Consider the following 2,038-nt stretch of genomic DNA (forward strand, 5'->3'; position numbering starts at 1 on the left):
CCCTCAGCGATGTGCCCTTCACCTGGAGCGCCAGTCCGTCCGCCGGCACCATCAACGCCGCGGGCGTCTTCACCGCCTCGTGCTCCCCGGGCAACTACTACTCCGCCATCACCGCCGTCAGCCCCAACGGCCTGTCCGCCAATGCCGGCGTCACCATCGAGACCGGTCCGGCCGCACAGGTGGTCATTTCGCCCGCGTCGGCCAAAGTCGGGGCCGGCGCCACCCACTTCTTCAGCGCCAGCGTGAGGGACAGCTGCGGCAACTACCGCTCGGACTCCGTCACCTGGAGCACCGTCAGCGGCTCCGGCACCATTACCGGCTCCGGCGATTACACCGCCACTTGTACCTCCGGCGTCTACCCGGGCGCCGTCATCGCCAGCGCGGGCTCCCTCTCCGCCAGCGCGGAGGTCACCGTCTCCCCCGGCCAACCCACCAAGCTCACCATCTCGCCGCGGACCGCCAGTGTCCCAGCGGGCGGCCAGGTGACCTTCTCCGCCGTGGCCACGGATAATTGCGGCAATACCCTGTCCCCTTCCTCCCTCTCCTGGAGCCTCTCCTACGGTGGCAGCGGCTCCATCTCCTCCAGCGGCGTCTTCACCGCGGGCACCCGGGCGACGAGCTATCCCGACACCGTCCAGGTGAGCGTGGGGTGGTCGCTGAGTGCCTCGGCTTCCGTGGAGGTGACGCCAGGCCCCGTCGCCCGGGTCACCCTGTCGCCCTCACGCCCCTCGCTGCCCATGGGCTCCACCGTGCAGTTCACCGCCCGGGCCGAGGACGCCTACGGCAATGAGCGGCCTTCCCGCCCCCGCCTCTGGTCGGCCGAGGCGTCGGCCGGCTCCATCACCGCCACCGGCCTGTTCACCGCGGGCACGACGCCGGGCCTCTACTCAGGGGCCGTCCAGGTGGAAGTCGACGGGGTGAAGGCCTCCACGGACGTGGTGCTCACGCCCCGGGTGGCTCGGGTCGAGGTGTCCCGGGTGGGCTCCGCCCCCGTGGCCGCGGGTGGCAGCGCCACCTTCCAGGCTCGCGCCTTCGACTCCTGGGGCACGGAGGTGAAGGACGTCTCCTTCGCCTGGAGTGCCCGGAGCGCGGTCGGTGCGATCGACTCCAGCGGCAAGCTGACGGTCTCGTGCGTGCCGGGCACCGTGGCCTCGGGCGTGACGGCCACGGCCTCGGGCGTCTCCGGCAGCGCGGACGTCACCATCGCCCCCGGCGCCGCCGTCCACCTGGCGGTCGTTCCCTCCACCGTCACCCTGGTCGCCGGAGGCAGCACGTCCTTCAAGGCCTGGGGCATGGACACGTGCGGCAATGCCCTGTCGCCCTCCGTGGGGTGGCAGGTGGTGGCTGGAGGGGGCTCGGTGAACGCAGCGGGCCTGTTCACCGCGGGCACCCGGGCCGGCTTCTGGCCCCAGACCGTGCGCATCTCCTCGGGCAGCCTGTCCGCCCTGGCCAACGTCCTGGTGATCCCCGGCCCCACGGCCCGCGTGGAGCTCTCTCCCCTGGCGCCCTCGGTGCGGGCGGGAGCGAGCGTCCAGCTCACCGCGCGCGCGCTGGATGCCCATGGCAACGAGCGCCCTGCCCGGGCTCAGTGGGCCAGCGAGGCCGCGGCGGGCTCCGTCACCGAGGAGGGGCTGTTCACCGCCGGCACCACCGCGGGTGAGTTCGCCAACGCGGTGACGGCCACGGTGGACGGCGTGAGTGCCTCCACTTCCGTGCGAGTCCTCTCCTCCACGGACGGTGGCTCCGAGCCTGAGCCGCGAGACCCGCCGCCCCGGGGCGGCTTCGGCTGCACGAGTACCTCCGATGGCTCGGCCCCACTGGCGGCCCTGCTCCTGCTCGGTCTGCTCATGACGCGGCGCCGGCTCTTTCCACTCTGAGGGCACCCCGAGCTGAACAGGCCCTGGGCGACGTCCTCCCGCCCCCGTGAAAGCGGGCGGGAGGACGCTGCCTCGTCACGAGCGGCCAGCGCTCTTACGGCCGCAGCCTGGCCAGGGCGACGTCGAAGATGCCCGCCGAGGTGTGCCTGGTGGGGCTACCG

General features: G+C 72.7%; 1 protein-coding gene. It reads left to right on the forward strand.

Going from position 1 to position 2,038, the window contains the following annotated elements:
• Nucleotides 1–1,877: MYXO-CTERM sorting domain-containing protein (locus tag VF697_RS04470; RefSeq protein ID WP_331092232.1), on the forward strand; the 1,877-nt coding region annotated here is incomplete at its 5' end.
• Between the last annotated feature and the right edge of the window lie 161 nt (nucleotides 1,878–2,038).

The sequence above is a fragment of the Archangium sp. genome (assembly GCF_036388035.1).
GTDB lineage: Bacteria > Myxococcota > Myxococcia > Myxococcales > Myxococcaceae > Archangium.